32 protein-coding genes are annotated in these 26236 nt (G+C 61.1%); 22 read left to right on the top strand and 10 right to left on the bottom strand.

Annotated features, from left to right (window positions below):
- The 3 genes from ACOZKU_RS00285 to ACOZKU_RS00295 form a co-directional block, all read right to left on the bottom strand.
- A partial coding sequence (locus tag ACOZKU_RS00285) for an SDR family NAD(P)-dependent oxidoreductase (protein ID WP_421577165.1) occupies positions 1 to 523 on the bottom strand: 523 nt, incomplete at its 3' end.
- 10 nt (positions 524 to 533) lie between these two features.
- Positions 534 to 851 (bottom strand): hypothetical protein, encoded by a 318-nt coding sequence (locus ACOZKU_RS00290; RefSeq protein WP_421577180.1) that lies wholly within the window; start codon positions 849 to 851, stop codon positions 534 to 536.
- 436 nt (positions 852 to 1287) lie between these two features.
- Positions 1288 to 1551 (bottom strand): hypothetical protein, encoded by a 264-nt coding sequence (locus ACOZKU_RS00295; RefSeq protein WP_314085337.1) that lies wholly within the window; start codon positions 1549 to 1551, stop codon positions 1288 to 1290.
- 227 nt (positions 1552 to 1778) lie between these two features.
- On the opposite strand from ACOZKU_RS00295, the gene greA reads away from it, so the two are divergent.
- The 6 genes from greA to ACOZKU_RS00325 are packed head-to-tail and all read left to right on the top strand — an operon-like array spanning position 1779 to position 6682.
- Positions 1779 to 2255 carry a transcription elongation factor GreA gene (greA, locus tag ACOZKU_RS00300; protein ID WP_117366699.1) on the top strand — a complete coding sequence of 159 codons (477 nt, stop codon included), beginning with the start codon at positions 1779 to 1781 and terminating at the stop codon, positions 2253 to 2255.
- 10 nt (positions 2256 to 2265) lie between these two features.
- The gene (locus tag ACOZKU_RS00305; RefSeq protein WP_421577166.1) at positions 2266 to 3342 is read left to right on the top strand and encodes a glycosyltransferase family 4 protein; all 1077 of its coding nucleotides are present in this window, start codon (positions 2266 to 2268) and stop codon (positions 3340 to 3342) included.
- A 46-nt stretch (positions 3343 to 3388) separates the two neighbouring features.
- Positions 3389 to 4156, top strand: coding sequence for a hypothetical protein (locus ACOZKU_RS00310; RefSeq protein ID WP_421577167.1), 768 nt, complete (start codon positions 3389 to 3391; stop codon positions 4154 to 4156).
- A gap of 6 nt (positions 4157 to 4162) precedes the next feature.
- Entirely contained in the window at positions 4163 to 5017 is an 855-nt protein-coding gene (locus ACOZKU_RS00315; protein WP_421577168.1) for an FkbM family methyltransferase, read from the top strand.
- 6 nt (positions 5018 to 5023) lie between these two features.
- On the top strand, positions 5024 to 5908 hold the full coding sequence (locus ACOZKU_RS00320; protein ID WP_421577169.1) for a glycosyltransferase family 2 protein: 885 nt from the start codon (positions 5024 to 5026) through the stop codon (positions 5906 to 5908).
- A 42-nt stretch (positions 5909 to 5950) separates the two neighbouring features.
- Entirely contained in the window at positions 5951 to 6682 is a 732-nt protein-coding gene (locus tag ACOZKU_RS00325) for a hypothetical protein (RefSeq protein ID WP_117366704.1), read from the top strand.
- Positions 6683 to 6689: 7 nt separating this feature from the next.
- Here ACOZKU_RS00325 and ACOZKU_RS00330 read toward each other — a convergent pair whose 3' ends face one another.
- Positions 6690 to 7157 carry an Lrp/AsnC family transcriptional regulator gene (locus ACOZKU_RS00330; protein WP_314085350.1) on the bottom strand — a complete coding sequence of 156 codons (468 nt, stop codon included), beginning with the start codon at positions 7155 to 7157 and terminating at the stop codon, positions 6690 to 6692.
- Between the two features lie 252 nt (positions 7158 to 7409).
- On the opposite strand from ACOZKU_RS00330, the gene trxB reads away from it, so the two are divergent.
- From trxB to ACOZKU_RS00355, 5 genes are all read left to right on the top strand, one after another.
- On the top strand, positions 7410 to 8399 hold the full coding sequence (gene trxB / locus ACOZKU_RS00335) for a thioredoxin-disulfide reductase (RefSeq protein ID WP_314085352.1): 990 nt from the start codon (positions 7410 to 7412) through the stop codon (positions 8397 to 8399).
- 112 nt (positions 8400 to 8511) lie between these two features.
- Positions 8512 to 9408: a LysR family transcriptional regulator VtlR gene (locus ACOZKU_RS00340; protein ID WP_314085354.1), complete on the top strand. Its 897-nt coding sequence runs from the start codon at positions 8512 to 8514 to the stop codon at positions 9406 to 9408.
- 528 nt (positions 9409 to 9936) lie between these two features.
- A complete protein-coding gene (locus tag ACOZKU_RS00345; RefSeq protein ID WP_421577170.1) occupies positions 9937 to 10242 on the top strand; it encodes an ArsR/SmtB family transcription factor in 306 nt (101 codons plus the stop codon).
- A 36-nt stretch (positions 10243 to 10278) separates the two neighbouring features.
- Positions 10279 to 11400, top strand: coding sequence for an alkene reductase (locus tag ACOZKU_RS00350; RefSeq protein WP_314085358.1), 1122 nt, complete (start codon positions 10279 to 10281; stop codon positions 11398 to 11400).
- A 171-nt stretch (positions 11401 to 11571) separates the two neighbouring features.
- A complete protein-coding gene (locus tag ACOZKU_RS00355; RefSeq protein WP_421577171.1) occupies positions 11572 to 12666 on the top strand; it encodes a calcium:proton antiporter in 1095 nt (364 codons plus the stop codon).
- Between the two features lie 50 nt (positions 12667 to 12716).
- Here the strand turns inward: ACOZKU_RS00355 and ACOZKU_RS00360 are convergent, their stop codons facing one another.
- Complete coding sequence (locus ACOZKU_RS00360) at positions 12717 to 13919, bottom strand: pyridoxal phosphate-dependent aminotransferase (RefSeq protein ID WP_314085362.1); 1203 nt, start codon at positions 13917 to 13919, stop codon at positions 12717 to 12719.
- A gap of 325 nt (positions 13920 to 14244) precedes the next feature.
- Here ACOZKU_RS00360 and ACOZKU_RS00365 point away from each other — a divergent pair, with 325 nt between their 5' ends.
- The 5 genes from ACOZKU_RS00365 (at position 14245) to ACOZKU_RS00385 (ending at position 18108) form a co-directional block, all read left to right on the top strand.
- Complete coding sequence (locus tag ACOZKU_RS00365; protein WP_421577172.1) at positions 14245 to 15144, top strand: EAL domain-containing protein; 900 nt, start codon at positions 14245 to 14247, stop codon at positions 15142 to 15144.
- A 171-nt stretch (positions 15145 to 15315) separates the two neighbouring features.
- Complete coding sequence (locus ACOZKU_RS00370; RefSeq protein WP_314085366.1) at positions 15316 to 15522, top strand: hypothetical protein; 207 nt, start codon at positions 15316 to 15318, stop codon at positions 15520 to 15522.
- Between the two features lie 73 nt (positions 15523 to 15595).
- Positions 15596 to 16759: a PQQ-dependent sugar dehydrogenase gene (locus ACOZKU_RS00375; protein ID WP_421577173.1), complete on the top strand. Its 1164-nt coding sequence runs from the start codon at positions 15596 to 15598 to the stop codon at positions 16757 to 16759.
- Positions 16760 to 17305: 546 nt separating this feature from the next.
- On the top strand, positions 17306 to 17521 hold the full coding sequence (locus tag ACOZKU_RS00380; RefSeq protein ID WP_069058105.1) for a cold-shock protein: 216 nt from the start codon (positions 17306 to 17308) through the stop codon (positions 17519 to 17521).
- Positions 17522 to 17658: 137 nt separating this feature from the next.
- Positions 17659 to 18108, top strand: coding sequence for a BA14K family protein (locus ACOZKU_RS00385; protein WP_421577174.1), 450 nt, complete (start codon positions 17659 to 17661; stop codon positions 18106 to 18108).
- A 71-nt stretch (positions 18109 to 18179) separates the two neighbouring features.
- Here the strand turns inward: ACOZKU_RS00385 and ACOZKU_RS00390 are convergent, their stop codons facing one another.
- From ACOZKU_RS00390 to ACOZKU_RS00400, 3 genes are all read right to left on the bottom strand, one after another.
- Positions 18180 to 18821, bottom strand: a complete 642-nt coding sequence (locus ACOZKU_RS00390; protein ID WP_421577181.1) for an MBL fold metallo-hydrolase — start codon at positions 18819 to 18821, stop codon at positions 18180 to 18182.
- 73 nt (positions 18822 to 18894) lie between these two features.
- The gene (locus tag ACOZKU_RS00395) at positions 18895 to 19071 is read right to left on the bottom strand and encodes a hypothetical protein (RefSeq protein ID WP_314085372.1); all 177 of its coding nucleotides are present in this window, start codon (positions 19069 to 19071) and stop codon (positions 18895 to 18897) included.
- Between the two features lie 131 nt (positions 19072 to 19202).
- A complete protein-coding gene (locus ACOZKU_RS00400) occupies positions 19203 to 19661 on the bottom strand; it encodes an Lrp/AsnC family transcriptional regulator (protein ID WP_421577175.1) in 459 nt (152 codons plus the stop codon).
- A 129-nt stretch (positions 19662 to 19790) separates the two neighbouring features.
- Between ACOZKU_RS00400 and hppD the strand changes: the two genes are divergently transcribed.
- Both hppD and ACOZKU_RS00410 read left to right on the top strand, forming a co-directional pair.
- Positions 19791 to 20894 carry a 4-hydroxyphenylpyruvate dioxygenase gene (hppD, locus tag ACOZKU_RS00405; RefSeq protein ID WP_421577176.1) on the top strand — a complete coding sequence of 368 codons (1104 nt, stop codon included), beginning with the start codon at positions 19791 to 19793 and terminating at the stop codon, positions 20892 to 20894.
- A 252-nt stretch (positions 20895 to 21146) separates the two neighbouring features.
- Complete coding sequence (locus ACOZKU_RS00410) at positions 21147 to 21410, top strand: hypothetical protein (protein WP_117366721.1); 264 nt, start codon at positions 21147 to 21149, stop codon at positions 21408 to 21410.
- Between the two features lie 69 nt (positions 21411 to 21479).
- Here ACOZKU_RS00410 and ACOZKU_RS00415 read toward each other — a convergent pair whose 3' ends face one another.
- A complete protein-coding gene (locus tag ACOZKU_RS00415; RefSeq protein ID WP_421577177.1) occupies positions 21480 to 22367 on the bottom strand; it encodes a branched-chain amino acid aminotransferase in 888 nt (295 codons plus the stop codon).
- A gap of 265 nt (positions 22368 to 22632) precedes the next feature.
- Between ACOZKU_RS00415 and ACOZKU_RS00420 the strand changes: the two genes are divergently transcribed.
- The 4 genes from ACOZKU_RS00420 to ACOZKU_RS00435 all read left to right on the top strand — a co-directional run bounded on the left by ACOZKU_RS00420 (position 22633) and on the right by ACOZKU_RS00435 (position 25909).
- Positions 22633 to 23109, top strand: a complete 477-nt coding sequence (locus ACOZKU_RS00420) for a MarR family transcriptional regulator (protein WP_314087050.1) — start codon at positions 22633 to 22635, stop codon at positions 23107 to 23109.
- Between the two features lie 22 nt (positions 23110 to 23131).
- Positions 23132 to 23839: a response regulator transcription factor gene (locus tag ACOZKU_RS00425; protein ID WP_314085380.1), complete on the top strand. Its 708-nt coding sequence runs from the start codon at positions 23132 to 23134 to the stop codon at positions 23837 to 23839.
- 91 nt (positions 23840 to 23930) lie between these two features.
- On the top strand, positions 23931 to 25313 hold the full coding sequence (locus ACOZKU_RS00430; RefSeq protein WP_314085382.1) for an ATP-binding protein: 1383 nt from the start codon (positions 23931 to 23933) through the stop codon (positions 25311 to 25313).
- Positions 25314 to 25324: 11 nt separating this feature from the next.
- Positions 25325 to 25909 carry a DUF1349 domain-containing protein gene (locus ACOZKU_RS00435; protein WP_421577178.1) on the top strand — a complete coding sequence of 195 codons (585 nt, stop codon included), beginning with the start codon at positions 25325 to 25327 and terminating at the stop codon, positions 25907 to 25909.
- Between the two features lie 57 nt (positions 25910 to 25966).
- On the opposite strand, the gene ACOZKU_RS00440 is transcribed toward ACOZKU_RS00435, so the two are convergent.
- Positions 25967 to 26236: tRNA-binding protein (locus ACOZKU_RS00440; RefSeq protein ID WP_421577179.1), on the bottom strand; the 270-nt coding region annotated here is incomplete at its 5' end.

The raw sequence follows: 26236 nt of genomic DNA on the forward strand, positions 1-26236 counted from the left end.
TATCCTTCGTGTGCACCTGGAAGGCGGCATTGTTGACGAGGATGTCGAGCCCGCCGAGATCCTTGACCACGCATTTCACCGTCTGCGCGCAGAAGGCCTTGTCCTTGACGTCGCCCGCAAAGGCAATGCAGCGCCGCCCCTCCGCCTCGACGGCGGCGATCGTCTCCTTCGCATCCTCACCCTCTGCAAGATGGGCGATGGCGACATCCGCGCCCTCGCGAGCAAAAAGCACGGCAACGGCGCGCCCGATGCCGGAATCGCCACCGGTGATCAGCGCCACCTTATCCTTGAGCTTCCCCGAGCCCTTGTAGAACGGCGCATCATACATGGGCGGCGGGTCGATCTTCGCCTCGTTTCCGGGCTTAGCCTGATGCTGTTTGGGAAAAGGGGGCACGGGATAGAGCCGCGCGCCGGCCTGCATGGCCTTCGGCTCTTCGCTCCCGCCCTTTTCGTCGGCTTTCGCCACTTCGTCCTGAATGTCCTGCTGCTTGGCGGCCGTGCGGGCGGATTGGCTGCGGTTCATGAAAGCCTCCTCACAGTTCAGTGGGACGGATATTGTCGACGCGGACGGTGCCGGCGACCACTTCGCGCGGGCCTTCAAGCGGATAGGTGCCAGCCGCTTCGTCAACGACGGTATAGAGTTTCTCGCTACGGAAGGCGCTCGACGAAGTCGTGGAATTTCCGTCGCCAGGCAGCGCGTCGATCTCCATGAAGTCCAGCTCCGCTTCCGCCGCGACAACGCGTGCATCCCCGCTGGAGCGCGCCCGCACCACGACCTCGCCCTGGTTGGGCGCAAGATCCCAGTTCGGGTCGGTGGCAGCGGCGATCGGAATAAGGCGGTAGAGCTTCAGCTGTTCGGGATCCGAATAGTCGACGACAGGCGCCGGCGCATCTTGCCGCGGCGCGTTTTCATCGAAATTGACCGACCAGTCGCCGGCGCGCGCCTTCTCCATGCTCGGCGGGGTCCGGTGAAGCGTGGCATCGTCGCTGTCGGTGATGATGCGCGGCTTGGTGCCGGCGATGTCGTCATTGCTAGGCCCAGCCTGCGATACGGCAAATTGCGGCACGGCATCAGCCTCGATGATCTCTTTGCGCCCCGTCTGAGCGGAAACGACGCCTTTGGCGCCCGGTACCGTGCGCGGCTCGACGGGCAGCACCTGCTCGTCTTTCTCCTCATAGCCGACCTCGCGGCGCCCGGCGTCATGCATAGCCTGGTCGCCGGAGACCTCGCCGGCAAACTGTTTGAAGTAGCCGGAAATCTTGTTCATCACGCCCATGATCTGTTCCTCACAGTTTGGTTTCGAGGCGGGCCATTGCCGCCCTCAGGATACCGCGCAGCTCGTCGTCTGCGATCTGCTGGGCGGCGAAGGCGGCGTCGGGCTCGATGCCCGGGTCCTCCTCGTGGTCGCTGACCGTTTCATTGTCGCGCGCCATGGCGACGAGCGCCGCCCGCGCCTCGGGAATGGTCGCGACGGTGCAAACAAGCTCGACCAGCAGGCGCCGGTGGGCGTTGATCCTGCCTTCGAGATGGATGGAATTGCCGATGCTCATGCCGCGCCTCCCATGATGTTTGGCTAACGGGAGCACCCGTGGATTGTTCCAGCGGCTGTGGGCACCCGGCCGCCTGCGGCAAAAAAACTGGCTTTTGGCGGGCACAATCTGCTATAAGGATCGTTCAAACGCTTTCGACGGTTCCGGGGATTCTTCTCCGGAGACCGTTTTCTTTTGCGTTCACGCAGGCGAAAGCTTGCGCGGCGCGGTCTGAAGGACGGGATAAAATGGTTGAAAAGGTACCGATGACTCACGGCGGTTTCGTCAAGCTGCAGGAAGAACTGCGCTGGCGTCAGCAGGAAGAGCGTCCGCGAATCATCGAGGCGATTGCCGAAGCGCGCGCCCATGGCGACCTTTCGGAAAACGCCGAGTACCATGCCGCCAAGGAAGCCCAGAGCCACAATGAAGGCCGCATCACGGAACTGGAAGACTACGTCGCACGCGCCGAGGTCATCGACCTTTCAAAGATGTCCGGCTCGAAGATCAAGTTCGGCGCCAAGGTGAAGCTCGTCGACGAGGACACCGAGGAAGAGAAGGTCTACCAGATCGTCGGCGACCAGGAAGCCGACGTGAAGCAGGGCCGCATCTCGATTTCCTCGCCCATCGCCCGCGCCCTCATCGGCAAGGAAGTCGGCGATTCAATCGAAGTGAACGCGCCCGGCGGCTCCAAGGCCTACGAAATCCTCGCCGTCACCTGGGGATAACAGCCGCCTCATGCCGTTTGTAGAGGACATGCGGGACGTCGACGTCATCGCACCGAACTTCAAACGCCGCCTGTCGGGCGTCACCTCCACGATCATCCAACTCGTCCCGGTGCAAAACGCGCTTGGACAAAAGGTCGTGACGCTCGGGCCGGGATTGCCGGAGACCTTGCCGGCAATGCGGTGGCGCGACCTCCTCTGCCTCTGGCAGGCTCCGAGCGGGCGGTCGGCCCGCATCTGGCATGCCCGCCGCAACATCGAAATGCTGCCCGGCATCGTCTTGCGCGATGTGCTGCGTATGAAACTGAAGCTCGTCTTCACCTCCGCCTCGCAGCGTCGGCACAGCCGCTGGACGAGATTTCTCGTCGCCAGAATGAATGGTGTCATCGCGACAAGCCGTAGGACATCCTCATATCTCAGCGTACCGAACACCGTCGTGATGCACGGCATCGACATCAACAGGTTCTCGCCGCCTGAAAACAGAGCTGCCGCCAAGGCGGCGTGCAACCTCGATCCCGGCCAGAAGATTGTCGGCTGCTTCGGCCGCGTTCGCCATCAGAAGGGCACCGACCTGTTTGTCGATGCGATGATCGACCTTCTGCCGTCCCGGCCGGATTGGTCGGCCATCGTCGCCGGGCGAACGACCGCACAGCATGCCGCCTTCGACGCGGACCTCAGAAGAAGGGTCGAAGCCGCGGGGCTTTCCGGGCGCATCCTCTTCGTCGGGGAGCATACCGATATAAACCGATGGTATCGAGCACTTGACCTGTTCATCGCTCCTCAACGGTGGGAAGGCTTCGGCCTCACGCCGCTCGAGGCCATGGCGAGCGCCGTTCCGGTCGTTGCCTCCGACGTCGGCGCCTTCCCGGAGCTGATCGTCACCGGGGAACAGGAGACAGGCCTCATCGTCAAGGCAGCCGATCTTTCCGCCATGACCCAGGCAGCCCGCACCTTTCTTGATGACGACAGTCGGCGGGAGGCGGCCGGAGCGCGCGGCCGGCTTCACGTTGCGACCCGTTTCGCCATAGAAAATGAAGCCGCAGGCGTGAACCGCGTCTATATGTCCGCATTGGACGGCGGCCGAGCGTAAGGCCTGATAGAGCCTCCGGCAAAGTCCAAAGGATATAGGATAAGAGATGGTCAACGTAGTCTGCATCAAATGGGGGACGCTTTACGGCCCCAACTACGTCAACAATCTACGGCGTGGCGTTGCCAAACATCTGAACCGACCCCACCGTTTCGTTTGTTTCACCGATGATCCCGCAGGACTCGACGGTGATATCGAGACCTTTCCGATCCCGGAACTCGGACTGCCTGAGGGGCATCAGGACCGTCGCTGGCGCAAGCTTGGCCTCTTTCATCGCGAGCTCGCGGACCTGACCGGCACGACGCTGTTCCTCGATCTCGACCTTGTAATTGTCGACGACATCGATTGCTTCTTCGACTATCCGGGGGAATTCCTGATCATCCGCGACGACGACCTGTTTCGCGCAAAGCCATTGCGCAAGCTCAATCCCGCGCGCGACCGCTTCCTGCACTCCGTCGGAAACAGCTCCGTCTTCCGCTACGAGATCGGCGCGCACAGCTATATTCTCGACGCCTACCTTACCGACCCGGCCGCCGCGACGGCGAAGTACGAGATATCCCAGCAGTTTCAGAGCGCGCAGCTTGCCCAGCGCGGACATCTGCAGTATTGGCCGCGTGAATGGTGCGTGAGCTTCAAGAATGCCTGCGTGCCGCGTCATTTCAAGAGTTACTGGCAGGCTCCTGTTTTACCCAAAGGCGCCCGTATCGTCGTGTTTGCCGGCGAACCGAAAATGGGCGACGTTCTCATCGGCAAGGGACAGAAATGGTACCGACGCATCGGGGACGTTACCTGGCTGCGCAATGCATGGAACGGATAAGCAGAGATGGCCAGGCCAATTTCCCCTCCCCCGCATTTCGATGACAAATCTCCCTGGGGAACGTATCGGCCCGGCCTCCTGACGGGGATGGCGCTGGCGCTGGCACATATTGTTCCGGGTGTCTTGAAGCCCCTTGCTGTCGTTCTGCGACGGAACGTGAAGTATCACCGGGCGCAACCTCTCGACTTGGAAATCCGCGGTCTGAAGCTGAGACTTTTGCCACGGGGCAACATTTCCGAAGAAAAGTATTATACGAGCCCACGGCTTTTCGACCCGGCAGAATTTTCGGTACTCGAACGTGCTTTGAAACCGGGCGGTGTCTTCATCGATATCGGCGCGAATGCCGGGATTTATAGTCTTCATGCACATAACTGCATGAACGGTCGCGGCCGTATTCTCGCCGTCGAGCCGGATTCGGAAATGGCGCGGCGCCTTGCGTTCAATCTTCAGACAAACAACCTGCGTGATATCGAGGTTATTCCGCTGGCGCTCAGCGATCGTGAAGGCTTTGCGGATTTCTTCGTCAATCCCAACCAGCGCGGCACCAACACGCTCGAAACGAACTCGAAAGCCGGACCGGCTCGTCAGACACAAACCGTTCGCGTACAGGTTGGAACTCTGCTCGCCTTGTTGCAGAGCAAAAAGATAGAAAAAATTGATGCCCTCAAGATCGACGTGGAAGGTTACGAGCACGCCGTCTTCGGCCATTTCTTCGCCAATGCGCCTGCATCCCTGTTCCCGCGCGTCATCATTTGTGAATTCAGCCCTGACAGCGCTAGCGGAACGGCGAAGCTGCTCGAGGCTGCCGGTTATCGATGCAGCCGGAAGACAAACTTAAATCTGATCTATGAATGTGGCTGACCCATCATGCGGACCAGCGTCCTTATTTCGACCTATAATGCGACGGCCTGGCTGGAGAAGGTCCTTTGGGGCTATTTTAACCAAACCGTTCTCGATTTTGAAATCATTATCGCCGACGACGGTTCGAAGCCCGAGACGGCAGCATTGATCGCGCGGATTTCCGCGGAGAGCCCAGTGCCGATCGTCCATGTCTGGCAACAGGACGACGGTTTTCAAAAATGCCGTATCCTCAACAAGTCCATTGCGGTGAGCACTGGAGAGACCTTGTTCATCACGGATGGCGATTGCGTTCCCCGTTCGGATACGATCGAAGCCCACAGGCGTCTGGCGAGACCTGGCCACTTCCTGAGTGGCGCGTACTTCAAGCTACCGGAAGACGTGTCGAAGCGCATCGATAGAACAAGCGTTGAGACAGGCCAGGCCTTCACCATGTCATGGCTCGTGCGTAGCGGCATGCGTCCTAACAGCAAGTATCTCAAGCTGTTGATAAAACCGCCGTTTGATACCCTGTTTAACTTTCTCTCACCGGCCCGCAGGACCTGGAATGGACACAATGCGTCCTGTCTCAAGGCGGATGCCGTCAGGATCAACGGTTTCAACGAGGACATGCAATACGGAGGCCTCGACGTGGAGTTCGGCCTTCGGCTTCAACATTCCGGTATCAAGCATCGCCATATACGCTATTCCACCCTAATGCTTCATCTGCATCACGGCCATGGCTACGTAACACCGGAAATGCGGCTCAACAGCCGGCGTGTGAAGGAGAATACGCGCTCGCAAAAGCTTATATGGGCCGAACGCGGGCTAGATCAGTGGCGCAGCGCAGACGGCAGCGCGAAGCTTGGCGAACAGGACCGCGTGACACGTTATCCTGCCGTCGGTCGAAATTGATAGCAGTCTAGAAGCGCAGATAACTCGCAAGAGGAAGCCGGGATGGCACGTAAGAAAACCAAATTAGAGGCTTTCTTCTCCTTTAGCCGACATCGCAAGCGCTGGGGTGCCGGCAAACATAGCGGGCTTGCAAACGATCTCGAACCATTGAAGCACACGCTGATCGAGCAAAGCGACCAGGTGGCGAGAACCCATCATATTGCCTCGCTCGACGAACATCTCGCCAATCTTCGGGTCGAATTCGCCGGGCAACCGGAGTTACTTTACGAACACGGCAAACTCATCATCTTGATCCGTCGCGGATTCGAAATTGCGCAAAATTATGCACGCTTCCGCCGCCTTTGGGACGAGGAGAGCGCTTTTCTCTGTGAAAAGCTCAATTTGCGCTGGCTGGTTTCAGCCGCAGACACAATCGCAGACCATGATTCCGACATGGGGCAGCGGGCGATTGGCATGGTTACCTCTACGCTGGCCAATACTGTCAAAATCTATGAAACCGATCGGTTCCTCTTCGGCACGTCTTCCAAGGACCCCCTACCTGCGCGCATGGAGGATCTGGAACAAAACCGACGCAACCTGTTTGACGGCATGCGCCTCTTTCTCGTCGGCTCGGACGATACGCTGCGTAACATGCGCTGGAGGCTGGAGCCGTTCTTTTCGCAGGGTGCGGCCGGTGAACTGGCCCGGACTGTCTATGATCGCATGCAGGTGCATGACACAGCATTTTCGCGCCTGCGCAACCTGCATCATCGTGACCGAACGCGCTGGTGGTAGCGCAACGCTACAGCTCCACCAACCCAACCTTCTTCACCTGCCGGATCGTCAGCATGGTGCGCACGGTATCGACCTGCGCGTTGGCCGTCAGTTCCTCGATGACGAAATCCTGGAAGCGGGTCAGGTTTTCGGCGACGCATTGCAGCAGGAAGTCGCTGTCGCCGGAGACCATCCAGGCCTGACGGACCATGGGCCATTCGCCGGTAGCGGCTGCGAAGGCCTTGAGGTTGGCTTCGGACTGGTGCTTGAGGCCGACCATGCAGAAGGCGACGAGATCGAAGCCGAGCGCCGGCGCATTCAGCATCGCAGTGTAGCCTTCGATGATGCCGGCCTCTTCGAGCTTGCGCACCCGGCGCAGGCAGGGCGGCGCGGAGATGCCGGCGCGCGCGGCCAGCTCCACATTGGTCATCCGGCCGTCGGCCTGAAGCTCTTTCAGGATGCGGATGTCGATGGCGTCGAGTTCGGCGCGAAACATGGGAATGGTCAAACCTTTCGGGAAGGCGACCGGAAGTGACCCGAATCGCCGCATCAGCGCAACATTGTTACCGCAAGCGGCACAAATATGTCACGCGCCTTCGCTTGCCTGTTGGCAAAGCGCCTACAACACTTGAAACTGGGCGCACTCCCCTCATAAATGAGCGTTGAAGAGATACACGCTGGCCCGTGCCCTGACGCTTAAGCGCGGGCAGGCCGATTGAGGGGCCCTTTTGCCCCGGAAGGAACGACCATGTCCATCCCCTCTGCTTCCAAGCGGCACGTCAAGGTCCTGATCATCGGATCCGGCCCCGCCGGTTACACCGCCGCCATCTATACCGCCCGCGCCATGCTGGAGCCGGTCTTGATCGCCGGCATGGAACAGGGTGGCCAGCTGATGATCACCACCGATGTCGAGAACTATCCGGGTTATGCCGATCCGGTTCAGGGTCCGTGGATGATGGAGCAGATGCTCAAGCAGGCGAGCCATGTCGGCGCCGAGATCGTCAACGATCTCGTTACCCATGTCGATCTCGACGTGCGCCCCTTCCGCATCTCCACCGACAGCGGCACCGAATGGACCGCCGACGCGCTAATCATCGCCACCGGCGCCAAGGCCAAGTGGCTCGGCATCGACACCGAGCACAAATTCATGGGCTTCGGCGTTTCGGCCTGCGCCACCTGCGACGGCTTCTTCTATCGCAACAAGGACGTCATCGTGGTCGGCGGCGGCAACTCGGCCGTGGAAGAGGCGCTTTACCTCTCCAACCTCGCCAGGACCGTGACGGTCGTGCACCGCCGCGATTCCTTCCGCGCCGAACGCATTCTTCAGGAACGCCTGTTCGCCAAGGAAAACGTCAAGATCGTCTGGGATCACGAGGTCGTCGAATATCTCGGCGCTGACCCGAAGCCGCCGATGCCGGCCTCCGTCAACGGCGTGAAGCTGCGCAACGTCAAGACCGGCGAGACGCGCGACGTGCTGACGGATGGCGTCTTCGTCGCCATCGGCCATGCGCCGGCCGTCGAGCTGTTCAAAGGCAAGCTGCGCCAGAAGCCGAACGGCTATCTCTGGACGGCGGCCGATTCGACCGCGACGGACGTGCCGGGCGTCTTTGCCGCAGGCGACGTCACCGACGATATCTATCGCCAGGCGGTCACGGCTGCCGGCATGGGCTGCATGGCGGCCCTCGAAACCGAAAAATACCTTGCAGGTCATATGCCTGTCGCAATTGCGGCCGAGTAGAAGCCGCCAACAAGGGGCGGCGGCATCGTACGACCGCCCACGTGGGAACAGCAAGATCAGCGACCAGGCGGGAAGCGAGCGCTCCCCGCCTTAGAGAGTTATGGGGGATAGAATGGCGCTCGACTGGGACAAGCTGCGGATTTTTCATGCCGCGGCCGAGGCCGGCTCCTTCACGCATGCGGCCGACAAGCTGCATCTTTCGCAATCGGCCATCAGCCGCCAGGTGAGCGCGCTCGAACAGGATGTCGGCATTAAGCTCTTTCATCGCCATGCCCGCGGCCTGATTCTGACCGAGCAGGGCGAAATCCTCTATCGCACCGCGCATGACGTGCTGATGAAGCTCGAAGGTGTGCGCGTCCAGCTGACGGAAAACACCGAAAAGCCGAGCGGCAAGCTGCGCATCACCACCACGGTCGGCCTCGGCCAGGGCTGGCTGACGGACAAGGTGCAGGAATTCCTGGCGCTCTATCCCGACATGCAGGTGCAGCTCATCCTCGACAACGAGGAGCTGGACGTGAACATGCGCCACGCCGACTGCGCCATTCGCCTGCGCGAGCCGCAACAGTCGGATCTCATCCAGCGCCGGCTGTTCACCGTGCACATGCACCTCTATGCCGCGCCCTCCTACATCAACCGCTACGGCGAGCCGCAGTCAATCGACGATCTCGACAATCACAAGATCATCACCTTCGGCGAACCGGCACCGAACTATCTGCTCGATGTGAACTGGCTGGAGATCGCCGGACGCGATTCCGACAATCCCCGCCCCTCGGTGCTGCAGATCAACAGCCAGACCTCGATTAAGCGTGCGGCCCTGCTCGGCATCGGCATCGCAATGCTGCCGGACTATATTGTCGGTCGCGATCCGGGACTTATCCAGCTGCCCGTCAGCGCCGATATACCGTCCTTCGATACCTATTTCTGCTATCCGAGCGAGATGAAGAACTCCGCGAAACTGAAAGTTTTCAGAGACTTCATCGTGGCCAAGGCGCGCAACTGGAACTTCTGAGAAAGGCCTCTTTCAAGGCCTGCGCCTTATGCATGGCTGGCATGCACATTAAAAGATTGATGTATGCCCAAAAAACCATCATATCGCCCGCAGCTGATGCATTTCGGTGGCTTTTTCCTCCCAGTGCCACCGCACCAGCTGTTCCCCTCTGGAGGTTTTATTACCTTCAAAACTATAAAGGGCCCAAGTTGATCTTGTGGCCCTCTTTTTTTGCCTTGAGACAGGCGGAACAGATTTTCAACCTTGCGACGAAAGTTGGCACCCGCTTCTCTTGAAGAAACGCAAGTCCTATCCCATATTCAGGCCAGCCAATGCACATGCGGTCTTTTCTCCTCCCAGTACCGCGCGTTGGCTGTTCCCCTCTGGAGGTTCTAAAACCTTCAACCTTGCAGGGCCCAGGCTTCGCTTGTGGCCCTCTTTTTTTGCCGATTTTTCTTTTGCAGATTTTTCGGAGCGACCCTTGTATCGGCAAGGCGCGAACCCAATATCGGTATTATCCGATATATCAATCGCCGAGCGCCGATAGACATGACCGAACCCGACACCGACGAAATCCTCAAGGCGCTTGCCCATCCCAAGCGACTGGAGATTCTGGCCTGGCTGAAGGAACCGCAGGTCCATTTCGCCGGACAGGAACATCCTCTCGAATTCGGCGTTTGCGCCGGACAGATCGAAAAGCGCTGCGACCTCTCGCAGTCCACCGTCTCCGCCCATCTCGCCACCCTGCAGCGTGCCGGTCTCGTGACGACGCGCAAGGTCGGCCAATGGGTGTTCTTCAAGCGCGACGAAGACAAGATCGCGGCCTTTCTCCACCACATCAACAGCGCTCTTTAAGCGCCCAAATCCTCCCAGCCAGAAGAAGGACTTCCCATGACCTCGCTCTTCGACCCCATCAAGATCGGCGACATCCAGCTCGCCAACCGCATCGTCATGGCGCCGCTGACGCGCAACCGTTCGCCGGGCGCCGTGCCGAACACGCTGAACGCCGCCTATTACGAGCAGCGCGCCTCCGCCGGCCTGCTGATCACCGAAGCCACCGCCATTTCCCACCAGGGCCAGGGCTATGCCGACGTGCCGGGCCTCTACAAGCCGGAAGCGCTCCAAGGGTGGAAGCAGGTGACGGACGCCGTGCACAAGGCGGGTGGCAAGATCGTCGTGCAGATGTGGCATGTCGGCCGGATCTCGCATGACACGCTGCAACCGAACGGCGGCAAGCCGGTCGCTCCCTCGGCGATCCGCGCCAAGTCCAAGACCTACCTGATCAATGCCGACGGCACCGGCAGCTTCGCCGAGACCTCCGAGCCCCGCGCCCTGGAAAAGGACGAGCTTCCCGGCATCATCGAGGATTATCGCCGTGCCGCCCGCGCGGCCATCGATGCCGGCTTCGACGGCGTCGAGATCCACGCCGCCAATGGCTACCTGATCGACCAGTTCCTGCGTTCGGGCAGCAACCAGCGCACGGACGAATACGGCGGCTCGATCGAAAACCGCGCCCGCCTGCTCTTCCAGGTCGTCGATGCCATCACCGCGGAAATCGGCGCCGGCCGCACGGCGATCCGCATCTCGCCGGTCACGCCGGCCAACGATGCCTTCGATCCGAATCCGCAGCCGCTCTTTACCCATGTAGTCGAAGGTCTCGCCAAATATGACCTCGCCTATATCCACATCATTGAAGGCGCCACGGGCGGTTCGCGCGAGCACCAGCAGGGTGAGACGCCCTTCGACTATGCAGCACTCCGCGCAGCCTATACGGCGGCCGGCGGCAAGGCAGCGTGGATGGTCAACAATGGTTATAACCGGGAACTGGCCATCGACGCCGTGGAGGAAGGCAAGGCCGACCTCGTCGCCTTCGGCAAGCTCTTCATCGCCAATCCCGACCTCGTCGAGCGCCTGAAGAACGATACAGTGCTGAATGCCCCGGATCAGGCCACCTTCTATGGCGGCGGCGCCAAGGGCTATACCGACTATCCGGCGCTGGAAAACGTTGCCTGACGCCTTGCACCTTCGCGGTGGTCGCTAGCCTTTTCGATCGGCCTCGCCTCACGAGGGCCGGATAGAGGAGGCAACCATCACCGGACGCCCGCGGAATCCTGCTCCGCGGGCGTTTTCTTTTTGCGCGCCTCGTCTACATCTACGGGTAGATAATCGAGGAACCCGCCGCCCATGTTTTCCAGCCTCCTGAAGGAACGTGTCCTGTTCGTCGGCCTCTTTGCCGCTATCGTCGCCTATGCGACGGAGCACAGCCTGCTGGAGATGGGGCGCCTTCCGGTGCTGATATCAGCCTTCGCGTTGGTCGTGGCCATCATCCTCGTTTCCACACGCATCGCCCATCATGCGGAAATCCTCGCCTCCAAGGTTGGCGACCCCTACGGGACGATGATCCTGACGCTCGCCGCCGTTCTGGTGGAGGTGGTGGTTCTCGCGATCATGATGCAGGGCGAGAGCTCGCCGACGCTGGTGCGCGACACGATCTACGCCGCCGTGATGCTCGACATCAACGGCATCCTCGGGCTTGCCGCCCTGCTCGGCGGCATCCGCCACGGCGAACAGCCCTATAACGACGATTCGGGAAAGACCTATGGCGTAATGATCCTGACCGCCATGGGTATTTCGATGATCGTGCCGGAATTCGTGCCGCGCGAAAGCTGGCACCTCTATTCCGCCTTCACCATCGGCGCGATGATCGCGCTCTATGGCGTCTTCCTGCGCATGCAGGTCGGGCCGCACAGCTACTTCTTCAGCTATGCCTATCCGCGCGCCGAGCGGAAGGAAGGCCTCCCCAGCAAGACGCCCGACGACAGCGAGCCTGCCACGCTCTCCATCGTCATCATCGTCATCGGCGTGGCATTGATCGGCGCGTTGGCCGAAGCCATGTCCGTGCTGCTCGGCGCCGGCCTCAAGGGAACGGGCGCACCGCCCGCGCTGATGGCTGTCATCGTCGCCGCCATCTCCGCCGCGCCGGAAATCCTGACGGCGCTGCGCGCAGCACTCGCCAACCGCATGCAGTCCGTCGTCAACATTGCCATGGGCGCCTCGCTCTCGACGGTCATCCTGACGGTCCCCGTCATGGAGGCGATCGCGCTCTATACCGGCCAGCCCTTCGTCATGGCCATGTCGCCGACCCAGACGGTGATGGTCACCATCACCCTGATCGCCGCCGCCATCAACCTCAACGACGGCGAAACCAACGCCATCGAGGGCATGACGCATTTCATTCTCTTCGCCACCTTCGTCATGCTGACGATGATCGGGCTCTAACAAAAAACCCGCCGTTTCCGGCGGGTTCTTCATGCGGTCTGTTAAGTCGCTTACTTGCAGGCGGCGCAGAAGCGCTGGATGCGCTTGCCGGCTTCCTCAAGCTGGGCTTCCGAGGTGGCATAGGAGATGCGGAAGTTCGGGCCGAGGCCGAAGGCCGAACCGTGCACGACGGCGACACCTTCCGCTTCCAGCAGTTCCGACACGAAGTCCTCGTCCGTCTCGATGACCTTGCCCGACGGCGCGGTTTTGCCGATCAGGCCCTTGCAGGACGGATAGACATAGAAGGCGCCTTCCGGCGACGGGCACTCGATGCCCTTGGCCTGGTTGAGCATGGAGACGATGAGGTCGCGGCGGCCTTCGAAGATCTTCTTGTTTTCCGGAATGAAATCCTGCGTTCCGTTGAGCGCCTCGACGGCGGCCCATTGGGCGACCGAGCAGGCGCCCGAGGTCTGCTGGCCCTGGATCATGTCCATGGCCTTGATCAGGTTCAGCGGGCCGGCCGCATAGCCGATACGCCAGCCGGTCATCGCATAGGCCTTGGAAACGCCGTTCATGGTGAGCGTGCGGTCATAGAGGCCAGGCTCGACTTCGACCGGGGTGGCGAACTTGAAGTCGCCATAGGTCAGGTGCTCGTACATGTCGTCCGTGAGCACCCAGACATGCGGGTGGCGCATCAGCACGTCGGTCAGCGCCTTCAGCTCGTCGTGGCTGTAAGCGGCACCCGACGGATTGGACGGCGAATTGAAGATGAACCACTTGGTCTTCGGCGTGATCGCCTTTTCCAGATCTTCGGCCTTCAGCTTGAACTTGTTTTCCTGGGTCGTCGCGACGAAGACCGGCGTGCCGCCGCACAGCGAGACCATTTCCGGATAAGACACCCAGTAAGGTGTCGGGATAACGACTTCATCGCCCGGATTCATCGTCGCCATGAAGGCGTTGAAAAGAATCTGCTTTCCGCCCGTGCCGACGATGGTCTGCGCAGCGGTGTAGTCGAGGCCGTTTTCGCGCTTGAACTTCTTGACGATGGCCTCGCGCAGTTCCGGGATACCGGCGACCGGCGTGTACTTCGTCTCGCCGCGGTTGATCGCGTCGATGGCGGCCTGCTTGATATTGTCGGGTGTGTCGAAGTCGGGTTCCCCCGCGCCTAGTCCGATGACGTCGCGGCCCTTGGCTTTCAGCTCGCGCGCTTTCTGGGAAACGGCGATGGTGGCGGAAGGCTTCACACGGGAAAGGGCGTCGGCAAGAAAGGCCATGATGGAGATGTCCTCATCGGGTTCAAAGGCGGCGTAGTGCCATGGACCCGGAGTACCAGGCTCCATAGCGGTTAGGTCTATGTCGAATGTGCGCAGGTCTTGCAAGCGCGGTGGGCGAAAAAAGCGGGAAATCCGGGCTTGCTCGCAAATTTTCATGAACGCCATCAACGGATCGAATGGATCGTGCGGCACCAGAAAAACAAAAACACCAATAGGTTGAGATAACACGGAACCATCAAGATTTTTACGCGAAAGATTAAGCCGGCATTAACAGATGCGGCATAGAATTACGCCGTCGGGATCGTCCAACCGAATGGTGCGCTGCATGAGCATTTTTTCCAATCTCGTCCGGCAGCCGGACGGCGCCTTCAGTGCCCGCTTCGGGCCCTATCTCCTGCAATCCGCCCTCCAGCCGATCTTTGCCGAGCGCGCCGATGGCCGTTTGCAGATCGCCGCGCTGAAGGGGCTTGTCCGCGCCAGCATCAACGATGTGCTCTGCTCGCCGGCCGACTTCTTTCACTATGTGCCGGAAGAAGAGCGCGCCGCCGTCGACGGCTTGTGCCGCAGCCTGCATATCCTGAATGCCGGCGCGCTGGGACGCCGCGATGTCTCGCTCATCGTCAATTTCAACGGCGGGCTCTATGTGACGCCGGAGGCCATTCGTCATGAGGTCGAACGGCTGCGGCTCGCCGCCCACCAGGCGGGCATGCCGCCGGCCTGCATCGCCTGCGAAATCCGTGAGCACCTGGAGGACGACCCCGACGTGCTGGCCCATTTTGCCGAGCGTCTGCACGAGGGCGGCTTTTCCATCGCCATCGATGATTATACCGGCGAAGACCGCGACCTCGGTCGCTTGCAGCGCCTCCAGCCGCAATTCGTGACCTTCGACACAGCCTGGCTTCAGGAATTCTCGGAAAATTCCGCGGGCCTCGCACTGCTCAGGGTTCTCGTCGGCCAGTTCAGCCACAAGAACATCCGTGCCATCGTGACCGGTATCGAGGATGCCGACATGATCGCCCGCTGCCGAGACATGGGCGGGCCGCTCATGCAGGGCTATCTGCTCGCCCGTCCGGAGCTCGCCCCGACGAGTTTCAATCTCACCTTCCCGCTGCTCGACGACGATGCCCTTGAAGCGGTCGCCGACGCACCCGCCGCAAGCCCGGTTGCGGCGCCCGAACCGCGCGCCCTGCGGCCCGTCCGGCAGTTCGGAAGAAGAGGTGTCTAAGACGGGAAACGGGAACAGTCTATTCGCCGGAAGAGGCTGAAATTCCCGCTTTTTTGGCCCGCCATCTTATCGCCACAATAAATGTCGGGCCTTGCCGCAATTCGGTCCTTGTCGCGCCGATTTCAGCGGGCTTTTTCACCGTCACGACAACCGAGAAAACTGGGGGACGCGATGTTTCTGGATGACGAGAAAGTGGGCAGCAGACCCAAGGCGCGCGAGTCCCGCGCCCTGTTCCTGATCGCCATGACCGCCCTGATCGCCTGCGCCATCATGGTCGTCGGCCTGATGTCGCCGCCGGCGGCCGCGCCCGGGCTCGATGCCATCACCACCTCGGGCATCCCGGCCGCCGCCTCGCAGGTCGACCCCACGCAAAAGTGAGACGCCGCACCCCGCACCGCCCTTGAAAGCTGTCCGCCTCTGGGCCAGTTAACGGCAAAGGCGGGAGAATGCGATGCGACGGTACGGACGAGATTTGAATGGCATTTTTGCGGGCGTGGCGATCCCCCTCCTCCTCGCCGTAATGATCGGCACGGCAAATGCCGAAGAGGCCGTCGAAGTCCCCAGCAAGAAAATCCCGCTCATCGTCGAAACCCTCGCGACGGGCCTCGAACAGCCTTGGTCCGTGGAGGTCCTGCCCGACGGCAGTTTCATCGTTTCGGAAAAGCGGGGCACCCTGCGTCTCGTAAAGGACGGCAAGGTTTCGGCGCCGATCGCCGGTGTGCCGCCCGTCTCGACAGAGGGCCAGGGCGGCCTGCTCGACATTGCGCTCGCGCCTGACTTCGCCACCAGCCGCACCCTCTATTTCACCTATAGCGCCCGTAGCGACGGCGGTGCCGGCACGGCGCTTGCCAAGGCACGCCTTTCGCAGGATGGTGCGCGGCTCGAGGACGAAACGCGCCTCTTCCTGATGAGCCGCCTCAGCCCCCAGGGCCAGCATTTCGGCTCGCGCATCGCCATCGCCAAGGACGGCAGCCTGTTCTTCGGCATCGGCGACCGGGGCGAGGAAACGCGCGCACAGGATCCACGCGACCATGCCGGCGCCATTCTGCACATCAATCCGGACGGCACTCCGCATGCCGACAATCCGTTCCTCGGCACCGCCAATGGCCTTCCGGAAATTTGGTCCAAGGGCCACCGCAACCCGCAGGGCCTGACCATTGATGCCAGGGACGGCACGCTGCTGTCCGCCGAGCACGGCGCCCGCGGCGGCGACGAGGTGAACACGCCGCAGCCCGGCCGCAACTATGGCTGGCCGCGCGTTTCCTATGGGCGGCACTACTCCGGCGCGGAATTCGAGCTCGGCTCGACGGCAAAAGGCTTCGAACAACCGCTCTATTATTGGGATCCGTCCATCGCGCCCGGTGCGATCGCCGTCTATCACGGCGCGATGTTCCCGGAATGGGACGGCAACCTGCTGATCGCCGCGCTGAAATTCCAGTTGCTCGCCCGGCTGGAGCGGGATGAAAGCGGCGCGGTGGTTTCCGAGGAACGGCTGTTTGACGGCGAATTCGGCCGCATCCGCGACGTCGTCGTCGCCCCTGACGGCGCGCTCCTGCTCCTGACCGACGACCAAGGCACGTTGCTGCGCGTCTCGCGCTCGACAGCAACGGAGTAACCCGCTCCGGTTAGACATCGACTATCAGCTATACTGGCAGCGCCCTCATCCTCGGCGCAATGCTTGCCGTAGAACTCCTGACGGAACTACTCAAAGCCGCCCTCCGCACACACGCGATCGAAGTATGCCGCCGTCGCTGCACCGCCACATGTCCTTTGGCGCCGCAATATAAAATCATACAAAATCAGGCAAAGCCCCATAAAATCTGCGGGATTTTTCGGCAATCGCCTGCAAATTGGCCAAAGTGAGGCATGTCCGGCGCATGTTAAAACTTTTGCTTGCCAATTCAACACAAACACATCAATCTTGCGCCGTTCGGGCAATTTGCGAACACGGGAAGACCTTGAATAAAAGCGCGCCGGAGACGCGAAACAATTCCGGGCAGCCTAGATCTGGACGGTTCCCAAGGGAACGGTGCGGCTGGCTGGCTGCGGTGAAAACAGGACCCTTTCCTCAACCTCGAGAACTGCCTGCCTAACGCCCCCAGGGGCAAAACTATATGCTGCCCGCCGCCAATATACGGGCAGAGAGAAAAGGACCTGACGCATGGCCGAGACTGGCACTGTTAAATTCTTCAACACCGAGAAGGGCTTTGGCTTCATCAAGCCCGACAACGGTGGTGCGGATATCTTCGTACACATTTCCGCTGTACAGGCTTCCGGCCTGAACGGCCTTTCCGAGAACCAGAAGGTAAGCTTCGACACGGAACCCGATCGCCGCGGCAAAGGCCCGAAGGCGGTTAACCTGCAGATCGACGGCTAAGCCGGAACAATCTCAGGATTTTCAAGTTGAAGCCCGGCAGAGATGCCGGGTTTTTTCGTTCAGCCTCCGTTCAGCCTCAGTTGGCTAGTTTGCTACCTATCGAACCGGCAGAGGGCCGGATCAAAAGGATCGACGTCATGAACAAAGTCCTCAAGACAATCGTGCTTCCGCTTGCCGTTGCCGCAACGACGCTCACCGCCACGGCCGGCGTCGTCGAAGCGCGCGATCGCAACCGGGATGGTTATTGGCGTGAAGGTGACAGCGGTTACCGCGACGACTACCGTCCGCGCCGTCATCACCGCGGCCATGGCGACCGCGACGCCCTTGTCGGCGGCGCACTCGGCCTTGCCACCGGCGTAATCATCGGCGGCGCGCTGGCCTCGCAGCCGCGCTACGTGGAGCCGGATTACTACCCGGAACCGGAACCCCGCGTGATCTACCGCCGCCAGCCGGTTTACACGCCGAGCTACGAACCGTGGACGCAGTCCTGGTTTGATTATTGCTCGCAGCGCTACCGCTCGTTCAATCCGCGCAGCGGCACCTATGTGGGCTATGACGGTCGCGAGCACTTCTGCACCGCCGGCTGATCCCGGCACGCAGTCCATCAAAAAGGCGGGCGCCGCAGGGCGCTCGCCTTTTTGTTTTCCGGCTTGTTGTTTCAAAGCCCCTTGAGATAGGGGTTCGTGCGTCGTTCCTCGCCGATCCGGCCACCTGGCCCATGGCCGCAGAGAAAGCCAACCTCGTCGCCCAGCGGAAAGACCTTGTCGCGGATCGAATCCAGAAGTTGCTGATGATTGCCGCCCGGCAGATCGGTCCGGCCGATCGAGCCCTGGAACAATACGTCGCCGAGATGGGCGAAACTCTGGTTGCGGTTGAAATAGATGACATGGCCCGGCGCGTGGCCCGGCGTGTGGTAGACCTCGAATTCATGCTCGCCGAAGGAGACCGTGTCGCCGTCTTCGAGCCAGCGGTCCGGCACGACATTGCTGACCTTCATCGGTACGCCGAACATCGAGGCCTGTGCTTCCAGCCGCTGGAGCAACGAGAGATCATCCTTGTGCGGGCCGATGATGTCGAGGCCGAGCGCGTCCTTCAGTTCCTTCGCACCGCCGGCATGATCGATATGGCCGTGCGTCAGCCAGATGGCCTTCAAGGTGATGCCGTTCTGCTTGACGGTCTCAAGGATCACCTCGACGTCGCCGCCGGGATCGACGATCACGCCCTCCTTCGTCTCCGTATCGAAGAGAATGGTGCAGTTCTGCTGGAAGGGGGTAACGGGAATGATGCCCGCCTGAAGCATGCCCATAGGGTCCTCGCTCGATTGCCGCGTTGCGACCGGTATAGCCGCTGCATCACGCGAAGACCAAGATGAATCAGCGCAGGCTCGCCATCTCCTGCGAGCCGGCTTTGACCGGAGCCGTTGCCAGCGTCGGCGATACGGTGGAGATGAGCAGCGCAACGACGGCGAGGTTGATCGCGACATAGACGAACGCCACCGGACGGAGGCTGGCGGCGACGGTGTTCTGCTGTTTCATCGGATTGCTCTGCATCGGTCTGTTCCCTGAACTTCGTGGCGGCGATACGCGCCATCTGTTGTCTCGTGTTTACAACGGTTCAGGAGTCCGGGCTGTTCCGGCAGGAACAGCTAATACAGACGAATGTGGCATGAATGCCACAATGTTCAGAGCGGCAGGGCTGTCGTCTCCTTCAATGTGTCGAGCACGATAGCTGTCTTCACATGCGAGACGGATTCATGTGGCAGCAGCACCTCGTTGACGAAGGCCGAGAGCGCCTGCAGGTTCGGCACAACGACCTTGATGATGTAATCCATCTCGCCCGTCAGCGAATAGGCTTCCAGCACCTCTGGCAGATTGGAGATGAGCTTGGCGAACCGCACCGCATTGTCGCGGTTGTGCGTGGCAAGCGTCACCGTCACGACGATGACGATGCCGAGGTCGAGCTTTTCGCGGTCGAGCTCCGCCCGGTAGGCGCGGATGATGCCCTCCTCCTCCAGCCGGATGCGCCGGCGTGAACATTGCGAGGGCGAGAGATTGATGCGCTCGGAAAGCTCGTTGTTCGTCAGGCGCGCATCTTCCTGCAGATGCGCGAGCAGTTTACGGTCGAAAGTATCGAGCTGCACGGATTTCTCTCCCAGCTACAAAATCATGCATGAAACTCGCACGGATTTGCAAAAACGCAAGCACTATGCACGCACATTGCATGGCTAACGCGCCATACTGTCTTTCATAGATTTCGTGGAGGACGAACGATGGGCCCTTTCCCGCATGATGCACCGACGGCAGTGATCTCGGCCGAAAACCCGGCCGGCACCGATGGCTTCGAGTTCGTCGAATTCGCACATCCCGAGCCGGAGAAGCTCGAAGAGCTATTCGCTCGCATGGGCTACAGCAAGGTGGCGACGCACCGTACGAAGGCGATTTCCGTCTGGCGCCAGGGCGACATCAATTACATCGTCAATGCCGAACCCGGCTCGCATGCCATGACCTTCGCCGGGGAGCACGGCCCCTGCGCCGCCTCGATGGCCTGGCGTGTGGTCGATGCCAAGCATGCCTTCGAGCACGCCGTCTCCAAGGGCGCGACGCCCTATGAAGGTGCCGACAAAGCGCTCGACGTCCCCGCCATCATCGGCATCGGCGGCTCGTTGTTGTACTTCATCGAGAAATACGGCGCCAAGGGCTCCGCCTACGACGCGGAGTTCGAATGGACGGGCGAGCGCGACCCGAAGCCCGCCGGCGTCGGCTTCTATTTCCTCGATCACCTCACCCACAATGTCTATCGCGGCAATATGGACACGTGGTGGGATTTCTACCGCGAACTCTTCGGCTTCAAGCAGATCCACTTCTTCGATATCGACGGCCGCATCACCGGCCTCGTCTCGCGCGCCATCACCTCGCCTTGCGGCAAGATCCGCATTCCGCTCAATGAATCCAAGGACGAGACGAGCCAGATCGTCGAGTATCTGAAGAAGTACAAGGGCGAAGGCATCCAGCACATCGCCGTCGGCACCGACGCGATCTACGACGCCACCGACAGGCTCGCCGCCAACGGCATGAAGTTCATGCCCGGCCCGCCGGATAACTATTACGACCGTTCCTATGTCCGCGTCGTCGGCCATGAAGAGCCGGTCGAGCGCATGAAGAAACATGGCATTCTCATTGACGGCGAAGGCGTCGTCGATGGCGGCATGACGAAGATCCTGTTGCAGATCTTCTCCAAGACCGTTATCGGGCCGATCTTCTTCGAATTCATTCAGCGCAAGGGTGACGAAGGGTTCGGCGAAGGCAATTTCCGCGCGCTCTTCGAATCGATCGAAGAAGACCAGATCCGCCGGGGCGTCATCGCAGCAGAATAAAAACCGCGGCAACCAAGCCATGCGGGGAAGGAAGAGGCGGTCGTTTTGCGGCCGCCTCTTTACATTCGTGGCACCTGAAAAACCCGGTGCACTCCGCACACGGGCAAATTGACTTATCCCAAATTTATCCGCACGTTGCAGATGCCGAATTTTTCGGCGACGGGCGCGCGGGCTCCAGATCGCGCCCCGATAGCGAGGCAAGCGTCCAACCCGGTCACTCTCTTTCCGGGCGGACCTTTCGGAGGGGAAGTCATGGAAGCATTGATGCCCATCATCACGCAGATCATCGCCGGCGCCGTTGGCGGCAACGTGGCGGGTGCGGCCCTGAAACAGGCGGCCGTTAGCGTGATCGTCCGCACCATCGTCGGCGCCATCGGCGGTATCGGCGGCGGTTTTCTTCTCCAGATGCTCGGCGGTGAAGCCGGCCTTTCCGGCCTTGTGGCCAACGGCATCGGCGGCCTCGTCGGCGGCGGGGTGCTGACGGGTATCGTCGGCGCGGTGCTCGGCAAGAAATAAGCGGCGGGTCTCACAAACAAAAGGCGGCCCTTTCGGGCCGCCCATTTCGTCCGCTATCGGGACAGCCGCTTATTCGGCAGCGGCTGCAACCGGATAGACTTCCTTCATATAGTCGTTCATCAGGTTTTCGCAGATCGTGCCCGGCGTGAAGCGATACGGGCCGATTTCCGAAACCGGCGTCACTTCGGCAGCCGAACCCGTCAGGAAGCACTCGGAGAAGTCCGACAGTTCCTCGGGCAGGATCGCCCGCTCGACGACCTGATAACCGCGGCGCTTGGCGAGCTCGATCACCGTACGGCGGGTGATGCCGTCCAGGAAGCAATCCGGTACCGGCGTGTGGATGACGCCGTCCTTGACGAAGAAGACGTTGGCGCCGGTCGCCTCAGCCACCTGGCCGCGATAGTCGAGCATCAGCGCGTCGGCATAGCCCTTTGCCTCGGCGGCGTGCTTGGAGATCGTGCAGATCATATAGAGGCCGGCGGCCTTCGACTTGGACGGCGCGGTCTTCGGATCGGGGCGGCGATATTCGGCGATGTCGAGGCGGATGCCCTTCAGCTTTTCGGCCGGATTGAAGTAGCTGCCCCACTGCCAGATGGCGATGGCGACGTTGATGCGGTTGTTCTGCGCCGAAACGCCCATCATCTCCGAGCCGCGCCAGGCGATCGGCCGCGCATAGGCTTCGGAAAAGCCCTGGCGCTTCAGAAGTTCGACGGTCGCCGCATCCAGCTCCTCGACGGAATAGGGAATCTTGAAGCCGAGGATTTCGGCCGATTTGTGCAGGCGCTGGTTATGTTCGGTGAGCTTGAAGATGCGCCCGCCATAGGCACGTTCGCCTTCGAACACCGCGCTTGCATAGTGCAGACCATGCGTCAGCACGTGAATCTTCGCGTCTTTCCAGTCGACGAATTCGCCGTTGAACCAGATTTGCCCGTCCAGCTGATCGAAAGGAACTGCCATGGTGTCATCCTCCGGCGCTCGCACGCCATTCTTTCTGTTGATTGTTTCGCCAGTTGCGGTCTAACCAGAAACAGGCAGGATTACCTGCCTGTAGGATAGTCCGGATTGGTAGCCGGGAAAACATCTGACAACGGCGCCCGGGACCGCAATTTACGGTGCGGACCCTAACAACGGTGAAAAAATATGTCAACAATACTGACGTATTTTTCCATAAATTACGCGGGGACGGCAAGGTATGAAAGGAAATGACAACGTGGCCAGACAGATGCCGGACAAACACGGCGCAAACGAGCTGCACCACGATGTGATGACGGGTGACGGGCGCATCGACTTCGAGATCATCGAGGGCCTGTTCTTCGCCTATCGCGACTTCATTTCCGATCCGGACGCCATTCTGGCCACGAGCGGCTTCGGCCGCGCGCATCACCGCGTGGTGCACTTCGTCAACCGCGAGCCGGGCATGACGGTGGCGGACCTGCTCGATACGCTGAAGATCACCAAGCAGAGTCTGGCGCGCGTCTTGAAGGAGCTGATCGATTCCGGCTATATCCAGCAGGTGGCAGGCCCCGAGGATCGTCGCCAGCGCAAGCTCTACCCGACCAAGGCGGGGCGTGAACTGGCGCTTGCGCTCGCCGAGCCGCAATCCCGCCGCATCGCCCGTGCATTCGAGGACATGAATGCCGGCGACCGCCGGGCGGTGGTGAAATTCCTCGCCGGCATGCAGAACGCCAAGAGCGAATGAGAACGGACAGGAGGAGAAGACGATGACCGCTGCCGGCGCGCCCTCCGATGATGCATCCCATCTGCTCGTCGTCGACGACGATACCCGTATCCGCGAACTCCTGAACCGCTATCTCAAGGAGCAGGGTTTTCGCGTGACGGTCGCGGGCGACGCGGACGAGGCGCGGCGCAAGCTGCGCGGGCTGGATTTCGACCTCATCATCATGGACGTCATGATGCCGGGCGAAAGCGGCCTGTCGCTGACCAAGAGCCTGCGCGATATCCGCCCCGTGCCGATCCTCATGCTGACGGCGCTCGCCGAATCCCAGGCCCGCATCGAAGGGCTGGAGGCCGGCGCGGACGACTATCTCTCAAAACCTTTCGAGCCGCGCGAACTGGTGCTGCGCATCAACAATATCCTGAAGCGCAACGCGCCGCCGACCACGCCGAAGATCGAACAGGTGATGTTCGGTCCCTACACCTTCTCCATCGTGCGCAAGGAGCTGAAGCGCGGCGGCGACGCCATCCGCCTCACCGACCGCGAACAGGAGATCATGCTGCTGTTTTCGCTGCGTGCGGGCGAAACCATCCCGCGCCATGAACTGATCGGCGAAGAAACAGAAGTGGGCGAACGTACTATAGACGTGCAGATCAACCGCTTGAGGCGTAAGATCGAGGACGATCCATCCAACCCGGTGTGGCTGCAGACGGTGCGCGGCATCGGCTACCGACTGAGCGTAGAGCAGGGCTGACCGTGTGCAACTCCACCCATTTCCAGGAACAGTGTGAAACGGTTTTCCGTTCACGACCGTTCATGCGCACGATTTTGGAAACCGTCGTCCGATGACCACGTTCGAGACGTTCAAGCGCGATATCGAGCGCGCGCCGGTAGCCGGCTGGAAGCGCGTGGCGCGCTGGCTGCGTCGGCAGCTGCCGACGGGGCTCTATGCCCGCTCGCTGCTCATCATCATCATTCCGATGGTCCTGCTCCAGTCGGTCGTTGCCTTCGTGTTCATGGAACGCCACTGGCAGCTCGTCACCCAGCGTCTCTCGGCCGCCGTCACGCGCGACATTGCAGGCGTTATCGATCTCATCGAGACCTATCCGCAGGACGCCGATTATTCCGAGATCACCCGCATCGCACGCCAGCGACTGGACCTGATCATCTCCGTCGAACCCGGCACGGAGCTGCCGCCGCCGCGCTCGAAACCGTTCTTCAACATTCTTGACGAGATCCTCAGCGAAGAGATCGTCAAGCAGATTCGCCGCCCCTTCTGGATCGACACGGTCGGCGAGAGCAACCTCGTCGAAGTCCGCATACAACTCGACAACAAGATTCTGCGGGTCTATGCGCGGCGCAGCCAGGCCTATGCATCCAACACGCACATCTTCCTGCTCTGGATGGTCGGCACGTCGCTGGTGCTGATCACCATCTCCATCCTCTTCCTGCGCGGCCAGATCCGGCCGATCCTGACGCTCGCGAAGGCCGCCGAAAGCTTCGGCAAGGGCCAGAAGATGCCGGAGGACTTCGCGCCGCGCGGCGCCGATGAAGTGCGGCGCGCCGGCCTTGCCTTCATCCTCATGCGCGAGCGCATCGAGCGGCAGATGGAACAGCGAACGGCGATGCTGACCGGGGTCAGCCATGATCTGCGCACTATCCTTACCCGCTTCAAGCTGCAACTGGCGCTGGCTGGCGACAATCCCGACCTGCAGGGCCTCAACAAGGATGTCGAGGATATGCAGACCATGCTGGAGGGCTACCTCGCTTTCGCCCGCGGCGACGTGGAAGAGGATGTTCGCGAGATGCGCCTCTCGGATTTCTTCGACAAGCTGGCGATGGAAGCGGAGCTGCACGAGCGCGCCTTTTCCAGCGATATCGACGGTGAAGACAAGATCATGGTGCGGCCCAATGCCTTTGGCCGGCTCGTCGGCAATCTCGTCTCGAATGCGCTGCGCTATGCCAAGACCGTGCATGTCGAGGCGCGCCACCGCGCCAAATGGCTGACGATCACGGTGGACGACGACGGACCGGGCATCCCGGAGCGCTCGCGCGACGACGTCTTCAAACCGTTCTTCCGGCTTGACGAGGCGCGCAATCTCGATGCCTCCGGTACAGGGCTTGGCCTTGCCATCGCCCGCGACATCGCCCGCAGCCATGGCGGCAATGTCACCCTGTCGGACAGCCCGATGGGTGGCCTGCGCGCCACGATCCGCATTCCCGCCTGACGGATTTTTGGATGAGCGCTTTCGACCTCGACGACCTCACCTGGCTCAACCCGCCGCTCGCAAGCGATCTGCGGGACGGCCACCTGCATGTGAAAACCGCGCTCAAGAGCGACTTCTGGCAGTGCACATATTACGGCTTCCAGCCGGATAGCGGCCACTTCCTGCATCGGAACTGGACGGGCGATTTCACGCTGGAGGCGACGTTTCGCGGCGCCTATGAGACGCTCTACGATCAGGCCGGCCTGATGGTCCGCAGGGATGAAACCTGCTGGATGAAATGCGGCATCGAATTCACCGATGGTGCAAAACATTTCAGCGTTGTCGTCACGCGTGGCCATTCCGACTGGTCGGCCTTCCGCATCGAGCACGCGTTCGATCTGATATCGGTGCGCGTGACGCGCAATGGCGACGCGCTGTTCATCCAGTACCGGACGGATGCGATGACGGATTGGTGCATGGCCCGCCTCGCTTATTTCCCACCGGAATTTTCGGATCTGTCGGTCGGCGTGACGGCCTGTTCGCCGCAGCGCGAAGGCTTTCAGGCGGAGTTCACCGACTTCCGCCTCGGGCCGCCGCTATCACGCGATATTCACTGAGCGAGGTCACAAAAGTGTGCCGCGGTTTGCGGCCTGCGTCGCGCGGGACAAGAATGATCAGCACATCTTCTTGCCGTTCGGCACCGTCTGGCCGACGCCAGCAAGCACGATGGCGCCGGTTTCATCCTCGAAGCCGAGGGTAAGCACTTCCGAGCGCACCGGGCCGATTTGGCGCGGCGGGAAGTTGACGACGGCCAGAACCTGACGGCCGACGAGCTCTTCCAGCGTATAATGCACGGTGATCTGCGCCGACGATTTCTTGGTGCCGATCTCGGGGCCGAAATCGATCGTCAGCTTGTAGGCCGGCTTGCGCGCTTCCGGAAAAGG

Source organism: Shinella sp. M31, from assembly GCF_049199205.1.
Lineage (GTDB): Bacteria > Pseudomonadota > Alphaproteobacteria > Rhizobiales > Rhizobiaceae > Shinella.